Here is an 18,448-nt window from a genome sequence, read left to right as displayed (position 1 = left end):
GCGTCAGAATGGCTCCGGTGCAAAAACCAGGTAATTTCCAACCGGACGACTGCTAACTAAATAATAACATCATCCTGGACACTTAACAAGCAAATCCGATTGATTCTGGTTAAATTGCCGGGCAACTGCCAAGATTTGCTGGTTATACAATCGGTTTTCCATTGCTGAATTTTCCTTTATGCACCAGTCGGCCGTTACGATCATAGGCCCGCCCGTTCCCATGCCAGACGCCATTAACAAATTCGCCCTCATATTTCAGCTGGCCATTATCATAATACTCTTTGCAATGTCCGGTGGGAACTGAAGGGTCCTTGATATGCTCCTGGTTGCTGGGAAGCCGGGCAAAATTGCCTTCGCATTTTAGTTTGCCGTTGGCATCAAAGATCCGTCCCTGTCCGGTTGCATAGCCATTGACAAAATTGCCGATGTATTTGAGCTTGCCATTTTCTTCGTAAAGCTTCCCCTGTCCGGAGGCCAGACCATTGACAAAATTACCTTCGTATTTGAGGATGCCGTTGGGGTAATACTCTTTTCCGGGCCCCACCTGGACGGCGTTGACAAAAACCCCAGCCGAGGTCAGCTTATTGTTGACAAAACGCTGGCCGATCAAGCGGTTCCCCTGATAATATCCAAGTATATAACCGTCCTGACAGGGGATTTTAATCTGGGGCTGCGGGTTCGGGGCCTGATTATTACGCCGGGATGTCCGATAAAACCAGAGGCTGATGGCGGCGATGACCACCAGGACTAGAAAGATGATGCCACCCATACACTTACCTCCTGTTTGGATTTATAAATAGGTCATTACAAAACTGCCGTGAGCTTTGCGCCCCGTTTCCCACGAAACACTTTCTACACTAGGGCGAACAACATTTTCTTGTGCTGTTCGCCTACACGTTACGAAAATGTTTGTGAAACAGCCCACAAAGCCATCATTGTTCGATGTTTTTTATTTCACAAATACCGATGAATTTTAGATAACAATTTTGTGGTGATAACACGTCGAGTCATACCGACTCATTTATTTTTATTATACCCCGGTTTGCGCCACGATCACAAGCGGCTTTGTCAAATTGGGATCGGCCGCTGATCCGTATTCAGCCAGCAGAGCATCCAGTGCTGCCAGGGTCGTTTCAGTAGACAGAACATAGTCGCTGTCGGGCAGACTGAGAAAAAACTCTTTAAATGCGGCAATGACGCCCGCTTCCCGGAGTTCGATGGTTTTATAGACGATCCGGCCACCGATCTTATAGTGCAGCACCAGCCGCAGACAGTCGCTGCTCTCATAGATAAACTCCACCGCCTTGTTTAAAAACAGTTTATGATCATCCACGGCAAAGAGCCTGCGGCGCTGATGAAACAGATCATCCCGAACCTGTTGTAAAATTGTCAGTCGTTCCACCGGGGTCAATAAATGGTAGATTTCTTCCGGAAATACCAAGTTACCATCATCCATAAACTGCCTTAAGTTTTTTAACGAAAAAACATTCAGCATCCCTGTACTGACCTGCCGGAAGTAGTTAAAATAACGGTCAACCGCCTCCAATAAGGGTTCATAATAAGGAAACGCTTTATTCAACTTGGCTTCCAGCATCGCCCGGTCGGTATAATAGGCAAAGCAGGGCAACGGCTCAAACACCACTTCCACCTTAAAATTTCGCGCCAGATCAAAAACCTTGAAGAGATTATTGCTCTCCAGGATAAAGGGCCGGGTCGAGGCCTGTATTTCCGCGAAACAGTCGCAGTACAGATCGTAGAAAGCCGCATCCTGATAGCGCACCGCCTGACTGAGATCCCGGGAAATGGTGATGACAGCGGTGGATGTGATCATAAAATACGGAAACAGCGCACTGATTTCGGGTCCAACAGTATGACTCTCTGACCCAATGGTGTAACAATGTGACTGGTAGTCGACATTGTCCAGCAGGGTCAGGGCAATCAGATGTTTCAGCGCCCCCAGCAGCGGATTGGCGGCAGAGTCACCACCTTCCCGTGACAGGCACAGGACATCCTGAAGGTTTAATGTTTTCTTATTCCCCAACTGCTGCTGAAAAAGATAATCATAAACCGCCTGAAAACTATACGGAATGGTCAGCTTCACGGTTGGATCAGTTGCCAGGGTCAATTCCTGATCAATATTATACTCAATCAGACTGAGTACCTGCTTGGTGCCGCTCACAATCAGCATCGCTGGGGTCGGTTCATCAGTGTCTTCAGCCGAATCCCGTTGCTGCAGCTGCTTGGAAAAAGGAATCTTGTATTCCGTTAATTCAGAAATGGTTTCGATCAGTTCAATAATCATTTGACGGTTGGCATAGGTCCCTTCCCCCACCTGGGCGATGACCAGCAAGGTCTCCAGCTCTGCTTCTTCAGCTGGCGACAGTCGTAGCACTTTAATCAGTTTTTTAAAAAAAGCCCGGGTTGGCAGCCGCTCTCCCGACTTGACCCGCTGCAGCGTGGTACGATTGAAATTCCCCATTGCTGCCAGGGACTGAACGGTTTCTCCGCTTTCGCTGATATGTTCAGCTATTTTCTGACTTAGTAATGACATAAGACCTCCCGGAAACAGGCAATGTTGCCGGTTTCGACTTTATTTAGTATTCTTAAAGATTTGCATTCAATTATCTTTGTTACTACTCATGTTTTCTTCACCCATCATAATCGTTTTCCGATGGACTGACAAGTGTAATATTTTGTAATTGTGACAGAAACGCTGACTTGACAATCAGCAGCCGCTTTATTTTTTTACGCCTTTAAGCTGCGGCGAATAAAAAATTATCTTTTTAACCAATTTTGCTGGCAATTACAGGGCAAACTCGGTATAATATAATAGACAAGGCTTTCACAAAGTTTTTAGAATTCATTCGTGATTCATAATGGATCTTGGTACTGGCTATTATTTTTAACTCATTCCCAAAATTTCACCCCCCATGACCTTACAAATCACTATGGCAACTCAGGTCGTGTGACATTCCTGACGGAGTGGACTTGGCGCTGCCCCAAAAACTGGTGAAGCCAAAAATACAGAAAAGAGGAAAAACATGGACGAAGAAAAAATTCTGCTGGATAACACCCCTGCTCCCCTTACCGGGCTAACGGCATTGCGAGAACGACGGTTGATAAAAAAACACCTGTCCACCAGACTGCTGGGTTTTACCCTGGCGATTCTGGCGGTAGCCGTCATCGCCCTGGGTATATTATCTTATTCGATGGGCTCAGCAGCCCTATTGGAACAGGCCAATGCCGACGCCCAGAAGTACACCGATGAGGGGGCTTCCCACGTTGCGGCCATTATTGCCGGGAATCTGGAAACCCTCAATGAGGTCAGTAAACGCAGTGGTATTGCTTCAATGGATTATAATACCCAGGTTGCGGCCCTGGCTGCTGATGTGACAGCCCTGGGTTATGAAGACATTGCCGTGATGAATTTAGACGGCCATGCCAAGTATCTGGCTGGTGGCGGCGAATTTGATGCCGCCGGACAGTACTGGTATGAAAACGGCTTTAAAGGCGAGACCGCTGTTTCGGATGTGGCCATCTGCAAGGTGACCTTAAAACCGGTGGTCTTTGATGTGGCCCCAATCAAAAGCAACGGCCAGGTCGTCGGCCTGCTGGTGGGTCGTCGGGATCCCACCTTTTTAAAAGACACCACCAATGCCATGGGTGACGGCGAGCGTCAGTACGGCTTTGTGGTCAGTGCCGAGGGCGGCTTTATGGCTCACCCCGATGATGCTGTCATTCTGGAACAAACCAACGTTTTTGCCGATATGGAAAATGACGGCATCTGGAAGGATTTCGGCCGGGCCTTTATGGAACTGGGCGCCGGACAATCCGGAATGCTTAACTACACCTTAAACGGCGACAAAAAAATCGGGGCCACCGCTCCGATTCCCGGTACCAACTGGAACCTGATCATCGCTCAGTACGAAAGTGATGTCCTGGCGCCGATGAACCATTTACGAACCATCACCATATTAATTTCACTGCTGGTGCTGGCGCTGGGTGGTGCCGCCGCCTGGTATCTGGCCAAACGGATTACCAAACCGATTGTCGATTTAACCGGCCTGGCCGATCAGATGGCTCTGGGGGATGTGGATCTGGAAATCACAGCTAGCAGTGAAGACGAAATCGGCGCCCTGATGGATTCCTTTGCCACCATCATCGAAAACCGCCGGGAACAGGTGGAAGCGGCCCAGCGCTTATCCAAAGGTGACTTTGCGGTGGCGATTGTACCTCAGTCTGACAAAGACGTACTAGCCTATGCCCTGCTCGATATGGTTGCCGAAATGAACAAGGTCAGCGATGACATCAAAAAAATCGGTGTTGCCGCCCAGGATGGACAACTGAACTACCGCGGCAATACCACCATCTACAACGGTGCCTTCAAGGAGATGATCATCAGCCTGAATAACATGATCAACACCTTTGTCAAACCCCTGAAGGTGGCCAGCAAGGCCATTGAACGGATTGGCAACGGGGTTATTCCACCACCCATTACTACCGAATACAAGGGCGATTTTAACGATCTGAAAACCAACATCAATGCCTGTATTGAGGGTCTGGGGGCGCTGACCGAAGGGAATCAGGTGCTGGCGCTGCTCTGTAACAATGATCTGTCCCAGAAAATTGAAGGCCACTATCAGGGTATTTATCAGGAAATTGGTGAGTCCATCAATGGCGTTCACGCACAGATGGTCCATATTGTCGAAATTGCCAACAACATCGCGGCCGGAAATTTATGCGATCTCGATGGTCTAAAAGCAATTGGCCAACGCAGCGATAACGACACCCTGGTACCCAGCTTTATTTCGATGATTGAAAGTATTGCCCTGCTGGTTGCCGAGACCCAGACCATGACCCGAATGGCGGTTGCCGGTGATCTTGACAGCCGCGGGGATGCGACCAAATTCCAGGGCGAATACGCCAAGGTGGTGGAAGGCTTTAATCAGACCCTGGATGTGGTGATCGAGCCGATCAAGGCCGCTTCAGCCACCCTCCGGGAACTGGCCCAGGGGAATCTCCATACCCAAATGCAGGGTGACTTTAAGGGCCAGCACGGCCAGATTAAAGAGGATATGAACCAGACCATTACCTTCCTGAAGGAATATGTGGAAGAGATAACCCAAACGCTGCAAGAACTTGGCCGAGGTAACCTCAATCAGGAAATAACCCGCCACTATCTGGGCGATTTTGAGGCCATTAAAACGGCGCTTAATGAAATTACCGAAAACCTCAGTTCCACCATGGCCGACATTAACAATGCCGCCGGTCAGGTCGAAAGTGGCGCCCGGCAGATTTCGGATGGCGGTCAGGCGATGGCCCAGGGAGCCACGGAACAGGCCTCGGCGATTCAGGAGCTGACCGCTTCCATCGACGAAATCGCCCAGGAAACCAAACAGAATGCGATCCGGGCCAATGAAGCCAACCAGCGCTCCATTGAGGTCCGCAACAACGCTGAAATTGGCAATGTCCGGATGAACAACATGGTCACGGCGATGGTCGATATCAACAGCTCCTCCCAGAGCATTTCCAAAATTATCAAGGTCATTGATGACATCGCCTTCCAGACCAATATTCTGGCGCTCAATGCGGCCGTTGAAGCCGCCCGGGCCGGACAACACGGCAAAGGCTTTGCCGTCGTCGCCGAAGAAGTACGAACCCTGGCCGCCCGGTCAGCCGAAGCCGCCAAAGAAACCACCGGCCTGATTGAAGGCTCCATCGACAAGGTGGCCATCGGTTCAAAAATTGCCGATGAAACCGCCGAAAGTCTGACCGAGATTCTTTCGGCGATTGAGAAAGTCACCTCCCTGGTGGGCAACATCGCCCGGGCGTCAAACGATCAGGCCTCGGAAATCGCCCAGATTACCAAAGGCATCGAACAGGTCTCCCAGGTGGTTCAAACCAACTCCGCCACCGCTGAGCAAAGCGCCGCCGCCAGTGAAGAACTGTCCGGCCAGGCCGAAATGCTAAAACAGATGGTGGGCGCCTTTACCATCAAGAACAGTGGCAGCCACACTGCCCCAACCCAACCGGTCTTTGAACCGGAACCAGCCCCCGTCCCTGAACCCCGGATTGAGCTGGATGATTGGGACAATGACAAGTATTAAAATCGTAATCCCCGCTTAATACCCACACCAACCGCATCCGTATCAAACACGTGGCGGTAAGGCGGTAGTCTTAATAAAACAACGCTGTCACTCCCCCAGGATTGCGGCGTTGTTTTTTTATTTAGAATGACTCTTGATTTAGCCAGCAATACGGGTTATAATTTTATCATGTCGACTTTTATCGACACTCATGATATATCACACAACATTTTTACACCAGGAGGGTTTACGATGGCAATTGTATGGACAAACGATTTATCAATTGGGGTGAACAGCATTGATGCCCAACATCAACAATTATTCAAAATGGCCGATGAACTTTTTGAAGCCGGTAAAACTGGCAAAACTAAAGAAAAAATTGGTGAACTCCTTTCTTTTCTGGATAGCTACACTAAACAGCATTTCAGCGATGAAGAAGCGTATATGAAAAGTATCAACTATCCGGGCCTGGCTGAACAGCAGGCGGCGCACAAAGCTTTTGTCAATGAACTGACCAAACTCAAGGCCGAATATGACAAATCCGGCGGTAATATCGCCGTGATCATTGGCGCTAACCAGATGGTGGTTGACTGGCTGACCAAACATATTTCCGGCATGGATAAAAAAATCGGTACCCACGCTTAAATGCAATAAAAAGCAGCGATCGTCGCTGCTTTTTTTGACATTTTTTATCATCCCAAACAAGGTGTCAATGCCGGGATCAGTACCGCTGACTGTTTACATATAATACTGGTAAGTTGCCGTTATTTTATGGGCTGGTAGGCAGATCAAGCCATTGCTTCGTTTATAGTAATTGAACAGTTCATGCTCAATTTTTTGGGCCTGCATCGGCTGATAAAAATAATAGCCCTGAATTTCCTCGCAGCCGTGCTGTTTTAGAAAGAGCAGCTGCTTTTCCGTTTCAACCCCTTCGGCAATGGTTCGACAGCCCAACTTGAGCCCCAAAACAATGGTCGAGACAATAATCGCTTCATCTTTTTCATTATGACCGATACCATCAATAAAGGTTTTGGGAATTTTGATCCGATCCATGGGCAGCTTTTTTAGATAGGAGAGCGATGAATACTCGGTTCCGAAATCGTCAATGGCAATCGCCATGCCCATGTCCTTGATCTGTTTGAGCTGATTAAGCATCAGGGTCGTATCTTCCATGAAAATGGATTCCGTAATCTCCAACTCAAAAGATGCCGGATCACCGTCAAATTCCAGCAGGGCGTACTCGATCACATTCACAAAATCGGCCATCTTCAGCTGTTTCGTGGAAAGATTGACCGCCATTCGAAGCCTTTTCCCGGTTTGCTCCTGCCATTTTTTCTGTTGCGCCATGGCGGTGCGGATCACCCATTCACCAATTGGAATGATGAGCTCGGTCCGCTCGGCCAGGGGGATAAATTTTGCTGGCGCCTGTAGACCCCGCTCCGGATGATGCCAGCGGATCAGGGCCTCAAAGCCGTTGATCTCCTGGGTGGTGGCATCCACCTGCGGTTGATAGACCAGTTCAAATTGATTGTTATCAATGGCCGAATAGAGATCGTTACTCAAGGTCATGTTTTCATCGATGTCTTCTTTTAGACTGTCCTCGTAAAAAACAAACTGGCCCTTGCCCTGCTCCTTTGCTTCATACATCGCAATATCGGCATTTTTAATCAGCAGTTCCGGCGAGTAACCATCCTGGGGAAAACAGGCAATCCCAATGCTGGCGCTGATATGAAGATTGTAGCTATCCATGGCAATGGGTCGTTCCAGCAAAAACACATGACCCAGCGGTAAAAAGCGGCCAGCTCGGGGCTATCTGCAAGGCTCATCATGAACAACAGCATCGACCAGAGGGCCAGATTCAGGCAAATCATCCCAAAGACCCCTCTGGCACCATTCTTTTTGCACGGATACAAGGTCACAATGGTGGTGATCAGATAATACATAAAGCAACTAAAATAAATAGCGGCAAACCAGTTCATATCCAAATCCTTCCTCCCTCCGATTGGCAGGCAAACATGAGGCACTGATCTTTACTCCATTATACCCCGTCAGCCGCTTGATAAACCCTGCCTTTTGATTTTTTGACACCGTCTTTCCGGCCTCCATTAACCCCAAATCAACGTTTCCCCATTTACAACTTCACCAGAAACGGTTATACTAATTCTGGACTCTTAATCGTACTAAACTTCATACCCAAGGAGGAAATCCATGTCCCTTGTACAAAACATCATCGAAACATATAATCTTGTTTATCAGGTCAAAAAAGACTATCCCCTGGAAATCATTGTCACCACCGATCTCTACAACGAACGACTTAAACTGGCCAACACCAAATGCGACCAGGCCATTGTCACGGCCTCCCGGCAGGAGCTTGAAAACAGTAGCAAGCTACTGGTACTGCCAGACGAAGCGGATCAACATTATTATCTGCTACTGCACGAGGATCTGTTTGATGAATCACAACAGTATTGCCAGGCGATTGCATACGAATATACCCGGCTGATTGATTATGCCGACATCCAGGAAAAATATCAGGTTGCCAATTTGCGGGCCGCTCAATTTCCTGACTCGGCCTGTTTTTTATTTTTAGCCGAGGTGCGGGCCTGGTATCGGGGTTTTAATCTCTATTACAACCTGATCAGCGCTGAAAACAAAGCGGTGCTGTTTTCTTATCTGTGTGGCACGGTGCCGGAATATGAAAGCGTCCTTTCCTTTGATCTGGGCGCTCACATGCAGGCTCTGGCTGAATTTTACGGACAGGCCCTGGCCATCGGTGCCTATGTGAACTTTGATGTCAGCCTGCCGGACTACTTAAACCGCCATCACGTTCACGAACTGCTTAAGGCTCTCCACGATAACATTGATAATCCCAGTATTTTTGATAACTACGAGATGATTAATCAAACCTATGAGGATTTTATCTTGCGTAAAGCCAAGGATTTGGAGCCCCATGTCCACAGCCACTGCTGCAACCATATTCATCACGATCATTAAGGCCGTTTTCATAAATAGTCTAAAAAAGCCTGCCAAAGCGGAATTGCGACGGTAAAAAAGGTTGAATTAATCCGCTTAAAACAGTACAATTAGCTTAGCCTAAAAATTATGACACTTGATCGTGTACAAATCTGGAGAAAATATTTGGAACAATCAAACCAACCCAACGAAACCTTTAATATTGCACAAATCATCAAGCAGAAAAACCTGGTGGCTTACTTTCAGCCAATCATGTCTGTCACCGGGAAAAAAATTCTGGGTCTGGAGGGCCTGATTCGGGGGATCATTCCCGGAGCGGAAAAAACCATTCCGCCCCAGCAGCTTTTTTCTGCCGCCCATACCGCCGGACTGACCATCCCCCTGGATCGGGCCTGCCGTGATGCGGTACTGTCCGCCTTTTTAGATTATTATCAGGTCAATCCGGATCTGCTGCTTTTTCTCAATCTGGACACCGCCATCATTGATGAAGTTGGGGGTTCTAATTATCTCTGCGACCAGGTCGATAAGAGCGGCATCAGTCCTAAAAATATCGTCATCGAGATCAACGAGTCCAAGGCCTTAAACACCAGCGGCCTGACCCAGTTTGTCACCACCTACAAAAACAAGGGCTTTCTGATCGCCCTGGACGATGTCGGCGCCGGGTTTTCGAATATGGATCGGATTGCCGGGCTGAAGCCGGACATTGTCAAAATTGACCGCTCGATTATAAAAGATATGGATCATATTTACCACAAACAGGAGGTCTTTAAATCACTGGTTAATCTCACCAATAAGATTGGGGCCCTGATTGTGGCTGAAGGGGTGGAAACCCGCAGTGAAGCCATCCAGGTGCTAAAACTCGGCGGCCAGGTCATTCAGGGCTTCTATTTTGCCAAACCAGGCAATGATTTTGTGCTCAAAGCCGAGCTGATCGCTAAAACGGCTGAGGTCGTGGATGCCTACAAGGCGCTGCTGCTAAAGGAGCTGGATGATTATAATCAGAAGTGTCTGGCCTACACCCAAACCGTCAATGGCATGATCAAGGCGCTGGCGGTAGTTGATCACCCCGATGAGTTTGACGGCCAGCTGACAAAATGCCTGACGGGCGCCGAAGCCGTGGATTGCGCCTATGTCCTCGATGAATCCGGCATTCAGTGCAGCGATACGGTGGGCGCCAAAAATATCGGGGCCTGCGAAAAGCTTGTCTTTCACTCGGCCAAAATGGGTGTTGATCATTCGATCAAAAACTTTTATTATAATCTGATCAAGCGCAAACAGGACACCTATATTTCCGAGCCCTATGTGTCAATGGCCACCGGCAGTCTCTGCATCACCTATTCCCGTGTCTTTCGGCTGGCAGCCAAAAAATACATTCTCTGTGTCGATTTTTTAGAAACCCAGCAGCCTCTGGCTGCCCAGTTGCCATGAGGCAAAAAAAGATGAACATCACGTTCATCTTTTTTTATCCCTAAAAATGATTTTTACGGTATTGGCTGAAATCAACCTTAGCGGGCCGACCGGTGAGTTCGTCAAAGTAGTCTTCGGCCGTTTTATCAGTAAAATTGCCGTCAGCAAAAAGAATATTTTTCTTCATTTTTACCTGGAGCTCATAGAGTCGCCGGGTCAGTTCTTCACTTTCCTGCTCATCCATCATAAACTTGACGCCGTACTCAAACAGACTTTCACTAAGCTCCGCAACCCGGACAAGGGTGCCAATGGCGGTCATCTCGCCGCCCATCAGGGTGGCTGCAAAGCGTAACGTGAAATCCCGTTCCAGTGGAAATTGAATATTGGAAATAAAGCACAAGCCACCGGGACCGATATCTTTAACCAATACCCGGGAATTGCCGACATGCATCTGTTTATCGTTTATGCGCAGAATCGTTAGCTCGGTGATTAAAAAATTACGAAACCGTTGGCGGAAATATTTGCGCCGTTCAACCTGGGATTTCGCCGTGGTTCGACTCAGTAGCGGTCGACATTTACCTTTTTCCAGCAATTCATCGATTTTTAAAAAGGGTACCGGCCGCGAATAGAGATAGCCCTGTCCCAAAAAGCAGTTGTTTTCTTTGAGGAAAGCCAGGTGATCCCAGTTTTCAATGCCCTCGGTGACCAGCTTGATGTGCAGCGCCTTGGTCAGATTGATAATGGCCTGGGCGATGATGGCCGTTTTACTGTCGAGCATGACGTTTCTGATGAAGCTGGCATCCATTTTTATGATATCAACATTAAAATGATTCAGGTAGCTCAGCGACGAATAGCCGGTACCAAAATCATCCAAGGCCACTTTGATCCCCACCGCCTGTAATTTCTTAATGTCATCAATGGCTTTTTGAGAGTCTTCAACCAGCAGGCTTTCGGTTAGTTCGACGATCAGGTATTTGGGATCGACCTCATATTCGGCCAAAATATCCTGGATATTTTCGACAAAATTGCGTTCGTAAAACTGGATGCTGGAAAAATTCAGGGATATATAGACCGGTGGATACCCTTTTTGAAGCCAATAGCGATGATCATCACAGATTTTTTTAAGCATCCATTTCCCATTTCAACGATTGCGCCGGTTTCTTCGGCCAGAAAAATGAACTCATCCGGTGAAACAATCCCCCAATCCGGATGATTCCAGCGAATCAGTGCCTCAATGGCTAAAATATCATTGGTTTTGATCCGCACAATTGGCTGATAAAAAACCATGAACTGATTCCGTTTAAGGGCCATCCGCAAATCATGACGCAGCTGCAGTTGTTTGTAATTCTGAATGTTGAGCTCGGATGAATAAAACTGGTAGCGGTTGTGGCCCTCTTTTTTCGACCAGATCAGGGCAATATTAGCATAACGAATCAATTGCTCAACCTCATCCGGTTCGTCAGGAGTCCGACTGATGTCGTCATCAGACAATGGCTCATCCATCGACAGCTCCTGGGCTTCTACCTCCAGAGGGTAGACACTGACACCCACATTGACATTGATATTAAACTCATAGACCTCGATTTTAAAGGAGCGGTAAAAGAAATCGATGATTTCGGCCACTCTGGCCTGATAGGCATCCAGATTAATCAGTCCCTCGATGACAATCGCAAACTGATCCTCGGAATACCGTGAAATCAGGGTATCTTTGCCAAACAAACCGCGCAGCCGCATGACCAGCTGGACAATCAGCTGCTGTCCAACCCGATGCCCCAGCGAATCATTGATCTCCTTAAAACCCTCAAAGTCCAGCATCAGAAGCACCAGGCTGGATTTTTTTAAATTGGCCTGGCGACATTTTTCGGCCAGCTCTTTTCTTAACTGGCTGGCTTTGGGCAACGCAGTGATCTCATCATAGTTGGCCAGTTTTTCTATTTTCTTTTGCATCACAATGCGGTTGGTGATATCCCGAAAATCCAGCACCAGGCCAGCAATGGTCGGATGGCTAAGAAAATTCCGGACATGGACTTCCAGGTAGATGGCTTTATCGGTCTGACCGGCAAAGCTGATAACCCCCGTTTGTACCTGCTCCGGTTCGGCGATAACGGTGTCAATCATCGCTTTTAAGACCTCGGCCTGATCCGGCTCATAAAAATCATAAATCAGGCGCCCCTTCATCCTCCCGGGATGATAGCTGATCACCTTCCGGGCGGTATCACTGATATAGCTGATAATGCCCGCTTCGGAAATAATCGCAAACACCACCCCCGACTCCTGCACCAAAATTCGGGAGCGCTGCGAAATTTTCTCGATTTCTAGTTGTTTGCTGGCAATGGCCCGTTCGTAAGCTTTTTTTTCACTGACATCCTGGATGGTGCCATAGACATGGGCAATCTGTCCGGCCGAATCCAGCCGGAACTCGACAATCTGAAAAACATCACGAATCGATCCATCCTTGTGAATGACCCGAAAGGCCAGCTCAAAGGGTTCTTCTGACAGATCCCCGAAGGTTGAGTCGGTGATAATGCTGCGATCCTCGGGGTGAACCCGGCTCAGAAAATCATCAAAGGTGCCCTTGAACTCGGATTCCGTAATCCCAAAAATGCGCAGGGCCTCGGCTGACATGTAGTTCTGATCCAAAACCGCATCCATTTCCCAACTGCCGATTTTGGCCAGCCGCTGGGCCTGCTCAAGATTTTTTTTAATAAAACCAATTTCATTCTCCAGCTTTTTGATGTCGCTGATATCCTGAATGGTACCGACCAGATCAGTGTTTAAGCCATCTTTATTGTTAATCGGCTCCCCCACCAACCGGACGTATTTCGTGGTACCGTTTCTTAGCTGAATCCGATATTGCAGATCAAATTTTTCCCGGGCCAGCCGCTTGCGGGTCAGTTCAGCCAACACCTCCCGATCCTCCGGATATGTAAAGTCCATTAATTCGATAACGGTACCACCAAATTCTTCGGGTTTTAGATCATAGATCCGATAGATTTCATCCGACCAGAAAATTTCGTTTTTAACCGCATTGTATTTCCAGCTGCCAATGCCCGCCACCTTCTGGCCGAGATTGAGGTTCTCACCCAACTCGATCAAACTGTTCTCGATAATTTTCTCACTGGTAATATCCTGCAGGGCTCCTATGATTTTTTGAGGCTGGCCAGCATCATCCAGCAGGGTTCTGGTTTTTTCCCGGACGTATTTGAGATTGCCCTTGGCGGTAATCATCCGGTATTCCAACTCCTGGTCGCTGCCCTTTAGCGCCGCCTCCCGGGAGGTGATCAGCTTTTCCCGATCGTCCGGGCAGACAAACTGAAAATAGGAATCGGCCTTTTTTTGATGCTGCTCTGGAATCGTTTCCAGAATGCGATAGTATTCATCGCTGAAATAAACCGTATCTGAACCAACGACATAGGTCCAGGTTCCGGTTTTCATCATTTCCTGAGCATGGCGCCGGTTCTCAATTAACCAGTCATCTTTTTCCGGCAATGCGGCCCCCTCTTTTAATTTAATCCGATTCAATAAATGCTCTAACGCCACCACGCTCACCATCCTTCCATCTCATCATCCAGTTGAGGATCGTTGACTTTTTCATTGTTCCTCCTTCACTGATTTGTACTTCCTACTAAAAAGTATACGATGATTTATGGCAGTAGGCAATCCCCTCTTTTACTTTATTGCCCAGGTAATGTCAATATCACACCCTCTTTGGTAATGTTTCTTTGCCGTTATTGACTACCTGATCGCCAATCCGCTTAAAGGTCAATTACAAGATGATTTCTGTTTCATGCTGGCCGATGGTCTAAGATCAAGGTTTCGGGCGGTCAATGACCGCCCCTACGGGATGATGCACAACCTTATTTCTGTTATCACTAGGCCACTTACATACTTTTTCCGCTACTTCGTCATACTTTCACTTTGGCCCGGTCCGGGCTTTCCGAAAGGGTCGAAAGGGTTGGGGGGGGTAAATAAACGCTCTGGTTATTTTATTTTTTTGTTCTTATATACGGAGTTTGGAAAAAACCCCTTCGAATCCCTTATTATAGCCGTTAAAACCCTTCTCAACCGCTTCGAAAGGCTTCGGAACCCCTTCGTTTTTAGGGTTTTTATGATAATGAATTCGCCTCTTTGTCTCATTCTGTTCATTATCGACCAAAATCCGCCTCCAAAAAAGCCTGCCCGGTTGATTAGCCGGGCGGGCTAGAGTTTCTTTATTGCTGGCCGTTACACCAGATAGGGAGTCAGGCTGGTCGCAGCTTTGGTCGGCAGAAATTCCAGCACTTCGTAGGCTGCCACCTTTTTAAGATAAAAAGGATCTTCTTCAATGATCGCCCAGACTTCGTCCTTATCCTGGGCCTGACAGAGAATCACCCCGCCAGTCCGGGGCCGTTTGCGACCGGATAAGATAAATTTATCCAGCTGATAATAATGCTCCAGATAGTTAAGATGGGCGGGGATCACTGCGTCCACCGCTTCAACTGATTTAATGTAGTTAAGTAAAATAATAAACATTTTTCGCTCCTAATCTCAATACTGGTCTGACCCAAAGCCAGCCCGACAGCTTAAAGTATAACCGACTTCAACCTGATGGTAAAGAAAATATAATCATTTATATTTTAAGGGGTGTTCTAAAAAAACAGCAGCGACGAATGGTGACGTCACTGCTGTTTTACGATGCATGGGGGAGGTATCAGGCTTTGTAAATCCGGAATACCACCTCTTCCCCACAATCCGGACATTGAAGCGGGGCCTCGTTAATGACCCCTTTCCGGGCGGCATAGACAAAAGGAAACACTGCACTGAGTGCCATCATGCAGAAATTTCCACTGTTGTCTTTATCCAGCTGGGGTCCGTCAAAAATGACCTCATCCCCCGGCGCATAGAGCGGACAATCCGATGATTCCACCACCAGTTTTATTTTTTGTTCAATTTCATTCATTTCTAACCTCCTAAAGCGCCTGACGGTACAGATCTTCGATCTGGGTCAGGCTGGTGGTCCGGGGATTGACCAGAATGTTGCCACTTTTCATGGCATCCACAGCCATCGCCGGGATCATATCCTCGGTCACGCCCACTTCCGTCAGCGTTTGGGGAATTCCCAGCTCCGTCGTCAGCTTGGACACTGCTGCCACCAGGGTCTCGGGACAAAAATCAGACCCGGCGCTCCGTCCGCTGATCGCTTCGTAAATGGTCTGATAGCGCCCGGTATCAGCCAGGGCGTTGTATGCCAGCACCGTTGGCAGCAACACCGCATTGGCGACGCCGTGGGCGACATCAAAATAGCCGCCCAGCGGATGGGCCATCGCATGAACATTACCCAACCGCGCCCAGGCAAAAGCAATGCCGGCAAACATGCTGCCATAGAGCATCGCCGCAGCCGCTTCGGGATTGGTGCGGTCGGCGACAAAGGGGCGGATGTTTTTCCCAATCAGCGCCAGGGCCTTTTCGGCCATGGCATCCGAAAACGGTGAGGCGGCCTTGGACAGGTAGGCTTCAATGGCATGCACCAGGGCATCAATTCCGCAGGCTGCCGCGGTCTTTTCCGGGGTGGTCATTACCAGCGTCGGATCGAGGATCGCCACCGCCGGCAGCAGCTGATAACTGAACACCGTCAGCTTGTAATTCCGGGCCCGGTCGGTGATCACCGCAAAGGCCGTCACCTCCGATCCGGTTCCGGCGGTGGTGGGAATCGCAATCAACGGGACAATCGCCCCGGGCACCTTATCGGCCCCTTCGTAGTCCCCAATCGTCCCACCAAACCGAGCCAGGACGCCCACTGCTTTAGCCACATCCATGGGTGAGCCGCCACCCAGGGCAATAATACAATCGGCCTTGCTGTCTAAAAAAACCTCGGTCGCCTTATCGACGGTTTCCACCGAGGGGTTGGCTTCGGTTTCGGTAAAGCTGTCAAAGGCCAGCCCGGCTTGCCCCAGAATGGCAGTGATCTTGGCCACCACCCCCATCTTATTGAGATGGGGCCCAGAAATCACCAGTGCCTTCTTAAGCCCCTGCTTAGCCAAAAGCTCCGGCAATTTCTTGATACTATCGACCCCACAGATAATTTCCTGGGGGATTTTAAAGCTAAAACTATTCATAAGTCTTTCCTTTCATGCTGTTGTTCGATACTGTTAAAACCTCGAACAATGATTACTTAGCGTTCCGTTTCCACAAACAATTCTGTAACGTCTAGGCGAACAGGCAATAGCCTATCCGCCGTACAGAGCAAGAATTGTTTCGTGCGAAACGGGGCGCTAAGTTCACCGAACTTCCGGCATCCCGGTGGGGTTATTCCGTCACGCTGCCAACCCGGCCAGAAAAGACCGGTAGGTCGTCGATATCTTCATATTCAACGTCCATATGAGCCCCAAACTCACTACCATATTTATACTTACAGTAACCGTAGAAGACCACCCCGAGGATCGCCCAGCCACCAGCCATGATCCACTCTTCCATCACCAGAGCGGTGGACGCAAAAGGCAGTGGAATCACATAAAGCAGGGTCATCAAGCCCGATAGGGCGACAGCGACAATCCCGACAAAGGTACCGAAACGAACTTTATAGGGACGTTTCATGTCAGGATCTTTTTTGCGGAGAATCAGAAACGATAACGACACCATCGCATAGGCCAGACAGACACCGAAGCTACCGGCATCAACAATCCAGACCAGCATTTTACGGCCAAAGAAAGGGGCAATCACCGACAGTACGCCAATTAAGGCAATCGCCAGGACGGGGGTTTTAAATTTAGGGTGCAGTTTGGCAAAAACCCGTGGAATCATGTTGGATTCGGCCATTGAGAACATCGCCCGGCTGCCACCGATTAAAAAAGAGTTCCAGCTGGTAATGATCCCGGCCATCCCACCAACAATCAAGACCTTGGTCATAATGGCGCTGTTAAAGGCCAGGCCCATGGCATCAGCGGTTACCAGGGTGGAATTGGCCATTGCACTTAGTGGCATCACATAGGCGACCGCCAGAATGATCAGTGCATAAAAGGCCACTGCCATCAGGATCGAGAGAATCATAATGCCACCGATTTTCTTGAAACCGGCATTAATTTCTTCGGCCGCCTGGGGAATCACGTCAAAGCCGACAAACAAAAATGGAGTCATGACTGCAACCGTCAGCACGCCACCCAGGGCGGTCGTGCCATTTTCAATGCTGCCAGCAAACATATTGCCTGCAATGTTGGCGGGATCACCATTGATAACCGAACCAGCGATCAGTAAAATCCCGGCGGCAGCGATTAAAGCGGTAAAAATGGTCTGCAGCTTGGCCGCTGTTTTGGCGCCCAGAATATTGATGATGGTAATGATAATGGCGGTCACAACCCCCACTGCTACCCATGAGGCGTAAATATCAAAGCCAGCTACTGTGTACATATAGCCCTGCAGGAAGTTGGGGCTGAGGTACTGAATAACCGTCGGGAAAGCACAGGCTTCAAAGGCCACGACACTGACATAGCCAAGAATAATCGCCCAGGTACAGATAAACGACCCGGTCGGCCCCATGGCCTTATAACTAAAGACATGCTCGCCGCCACATTGGGGCATTGCCGCTGTCAGTTCGGCATATGTCAGGCCGACAAAAAGTACCATGATGCCCCCGATCACAAAGGCTAGCGCCGCACCAAGGGCGCCGGCGGTTTCAATCCAGATGCCGGTGTTGACCACCCAGCCCCAGCCAATCATGGCTCCGAAGGCCAGTACAAAAATGTCTTTGGTGCTCAACACTTTGTCAAATTTTGACTTGTTTGTTTTTTCACTCATTTTTTCTTTGTATGATTCCGCTTGTGAATCATACACTCCTTTCGTTTTGGGATTTGTTTTCTTCTCTAACAATACTGCGATGCGCTTCGCTGCCAGTTTTACACGAAACAATTCTTACACTGTACGGCGGACAGGCTATCGCCAGTTCGCCTACACGTTACAGAATCGTTTGTGAAAACCGACAGCAAAGCAATCTTTGTTCGTAGTTATAA

11 protein-coding genes and 1 pseudogene are annotated in these 18,448 nt (G+C 48.7%); 4 read left to right on the top strand and 8 right to left on the bottom strand.

Translation table 11 applies throughout. The annotated features are described in order from the left end of the window. Positions 1 to 142: 142 nt before the first annotated feature. Together B3F51_RS14090 and B3F51_RS14085 are read right to left on the bottom strand one after the other, a co-directional pair. Positions 143 to 769 carry a toxin-antitoxin system YwqK family antitoxin gene (locus B3F51_RS14090; protein ID WP_286947722.1) on the bottom strand — a complete coding sequence of 209 codons (627 nt, stop codon included), beginning with the start codon at positions 767 to 769 and terminating at the stop codon, positions 143 to 145. A gap of 261 nt (positions 770 to 1,030) precedes the next feature. Further along, positions 1,031 to 2,551 carry a helix-turn-helix domain-containing protein gene (locus B3F51_RS14085; RefSeq protein ID WP_286947720.1) on the bottom strand — a complete coding sequence of 507 codons (1,521 nt, stop codon included), beginning with the start codon at positions 2,549 to 2,551 and terminating at the stop codon, positions 1,031 to 1,033. A gap of 490 nt (positions 2,552 to 3,041) precedes the next feature. Here B3F51_RS14085 and B3F51_RS14080 point away from each other — a divergent pair, with 490 nt between their 5' ends. Then, positions 3,042 to 6,107, top strand: a complete 3,066-nt coding sequence (locus B3F51_RS14080; protein ID WP_286947718.1) for a methyl-accepting chemotaxis protein — start codon at positions 3,042 to 3,044, stop codon at positions 6,105 to 6,107. A gap of 231 nt (positions 6,108 to 6,338) precedes the next feature. Then, entirely contained in the window at positions 6,339 to 6,731 is a 393-nt protein-coding gene (locus B3F51_RS14075) for a bacteriohemerythrin (protein ID WP_286947716.1), read from the top strand. A gap of 93 nt (positions 6,732 to 6,824) precedes the next feature. Here B3F51_RS14075 and B3F51_RS14070 read toward each other — a convergent pair whose 3' ends face one another. Next, complete coding sequence (locus B3F51_RS14070) at positions 6,825 to 7,862, bottom strand: putative bifunctional diguanylate cyclase/phosphodiesterase (RefSeq protein ID WP_286947714.1); 1,038 nt, start codon at positions 7,860 to 7,862, stop codon at positions 6,825 to 6,827. Between the two features lie 432 nt (positions 7,863 to 8,294). Here B3F51_RS14070 and B3F51_RS14065 point away from each other — a divergent pair, with 432 nt between their 5' ends. Next, entirely contained in the window at positions 8,295 to 9,080 is a 786-nt protein-coding gene (locus B3F51_RS14065; RefSeq protein ID WP_070371482.1) for a hypothetical protein, read from the top strand. A 144-nt stretch (positions 9,081 to 9,224) separates the two neighbouring features. Continuing rightward, the gene (locus tag B3F51_RS14060) at positions 9,225 to 10,487 is read left to right on the top strand and encodes an EAL domain-containing protein (protein WP_175440942.1); all 1,263 of its coding nucleotides are present in this window, start codon (positions 9,225 to 9,227) and stop codon (positions 10,485 to 10,487) included. 40 nt (positions 10,488 to 10,527) lie between these two features. On the opposite strand, the pseudogene B3F51_RS14050 reads toward B3F51_RS14060, so the two are convergent. From B3F51_RS14050 to B3F51_RS14030, 5 genes and pseudogenes are all read right to left on the bottom strand, one after another. Beyond that, a pseudogene (locus B3F51_RS14050) lies at positions 10,528 to 13,887 on the bottom strand (EAL domain-containing protein). A gap of 803 nt (positions 13,888 to 14,690) precedes the next feature. Continuing rightward, on the bottom strand, positions 14,691 to 14,978 hold the full coding sequence (locus tag B3F51_RS14045; RefSeq protein WP_070371486.1) for a YciI family protein: 288 nt from the start codon (positions 14,976 to 14,978) through the stop codon (positions 14,691 to 14,693). A 178-nt stretch (positions 14,979 to 15,156) separates the two neighbouring features. Further along, positions 15,157 to 15,405 (bottom strand): TIGR04076 family protein, encoded by a 249-nt coding sequence (locus tag B3F51_RS14040; RefSeq protein WP_286947710.1) that lies wholly within the window; start codon positions 15,403 to 15,405, stop codon positions 15,157 to 15,159. 10 nt (positions 15,406 to 15,415) lie between these two features. After that, positions 15,416 to 16,561: an iron-containing alcohol dehydrogenase family protein gene (locus tag B3F51_RS14035; protein ID WP_286947708.1), complete on the bottom strand. Its 1,146-nt coding sequence runs from the start codon at positions 16,559 to 16,561 to the stop codon at positions 15,416 to 15,418. A 190-nt stretch (positions 16,562 to 16,751) separates the two neighbouring features. Further along, complete coding sequence (locus tag B3F51_RS14030) at positions 16,752 to 18,236, bottom strand: APC family permease (RefSeq protein WP_286947706.1); 1,485 nt, start codon at positions 18,234 to 18,236, stop codon at positions 16,752 to 16,754. Positions 18,237 to 18,448: the final 212 nt, after the last annotated feature.

It is taken from the genome of Acetobacterium sp. UBA5834 (genome assembly GCF_002435675.1).
Lineage (GTDB): Bacteria > Bacillota > Clostridia > Eubacteriales > Eubacteriaceae > Acetobacterium > Acetobacterium wieringae.
The sequence above is the reverse complement of the archived record's forward strand: the minus strand, read 5'-3'. Positions and strand labels throughout refer to the sequence as shown.

Excerpts from the sequence above, each read along its gene's own strand:
- B3F51_RS14090 (WP_286947722.1), bottom strand. The coding sequence starts at position 769 with ATGGGTGGCATCATCTTTCTAGTCCTGGTGGTCATCGCCGCCATCAGC.
- B3F51_RS14085 (WP_286947720.1), bottom strand. The coding sequence starts at position 2,551 with ATGTCATTACTAAGTCAGAAAATAGCTGAACATATCAGCGAAAGCGGA.
- B3F51_RS14080 (WP_286947718.1), top strand. The coding sequence starts at position 3,042 with ATGGACGAAGAAAAAATTCTGCTGGATAACACCCCTGCTCCCCTTACC.
- B3F51_RS14075 (WP_286947716.1), top strand. The coding sequence starts at position 6,339 with ATGGCAATTGTATGGACAAACGATTTATCAATTGGGGTGAACAGCATT.
- B3F51_RS14065 (WP_070371482.1), top strand. The coding sequence starts at position 8,295 with ATGTCCCTTGTACAAAACATCATCGAAACATATAATCTTGTTTATCAG.
- B3F51_RS14045 (WP_070371486.1), bottom strand. The coding sequence starts at position 14,978 with ATGTTTATTATTTTACTTAACTACATTAAATCAGTTGAAGCGGTGGAC.
- B3F51_RS14040 (WP_286947710.1), bottom strand. The coding sequence starts at position 15,405 with ATGAATGAAATTGAACAAAAAATAAAACTGGTGGTGGAATCATCGGAT.
- B3F51_RS14035 (WP_286947708.1), bottom strand. The coding sequence starts at position 16,561 with ATGAATAGTTTTAGCTTTAAAATCCCCCAGGAAATTATCTGTGGGGTC.
- B3F51_RS14030 (WP_286947706.1), bottom strand. The coding sequence starts at position 18,236 with ATGAGTGAAAAAACAAACAAGTCAAAATTTGACAAAGTGTTGAGCACC.